The sequence below is a fragment of the Flavobacterium lotistagni genome (genome assembly GCF_011392125.1).
In the GTDB taxonomy this organism is placed as follows: Bacteria; Bacteroidota; Bacteroidia; order Flavobacteriales; family Flavobacteriaceae; genus Flavobacterium; species Flavobacterium lotistagni.
In genome coordinates this window covers 1-555 of the sequence record NZ_JAAJBU010000036.1, presented here as the reverse complement: position 1 = coordinate 555, position 555 = coordinate 1, and the positions used below count along the sequence as shown (strand labels likewise).

Annotated in this window: 1 protein-coding gene; it reads left to right on the top strand. The window is 47.6% G+C overall.

Going from position 1 to position 555, the window contains the following annotated elements; all coding sequences use genetic code 11:
• Positions 1 to 555, top strand: a 555-nt coding sequence (locus G4D82_RS14615; protein WP_207788187.1) for a hypothetical protein, incomplete at both ends; no start/stop codon positions are given.

The window sequence follows — 555 nt, the reverse complement described above, 5'->3', positions numbered from 1 at the left end:
ATGTGAGTGCTTTGCCTACGGCAAGTGTTAGTGGTGATACGATTTGCTCAGGTGGTGCCGCGACGGTTAATTTCACCGGAACCCCGAACGCGACGGTAACTTATTTGATTAACAATACCGGAGTGGCACAAAGTATCACTTTAGATGCTGCTGGTTCGGCGGCTCTTGTCACTTCCATACTAACGGCAGATACGACTTATGATTTAGTAAGTGTGTCGATTCTCGGAGTGGCCAATTGCACCCAAGTATTAACGGGTTCTGCTTTGGTGAGTGTCTTGCCGTTGCCCACAGCTACGATTTCAGGTACGACCCAATTGTGTTTGAACGCGCCTTCACCTGTGATTACCTTCACCGGTGCATCGGGTCAATCGCCTTATACTTTTACTTTTAGTGTTAATGGTGGTTTTGCGCAAACCATCAGTACAGCTGCAGGAAGCGATAGTGTTACTTTACCGGTATCTACCACAGCAGCCGGCTCGTTTGTGTATGATTTGATTAGTGTTTCATCGGCCACTACTCCAAGTTGTAGTCAAACGCAAACAGGCAGTGCTACAG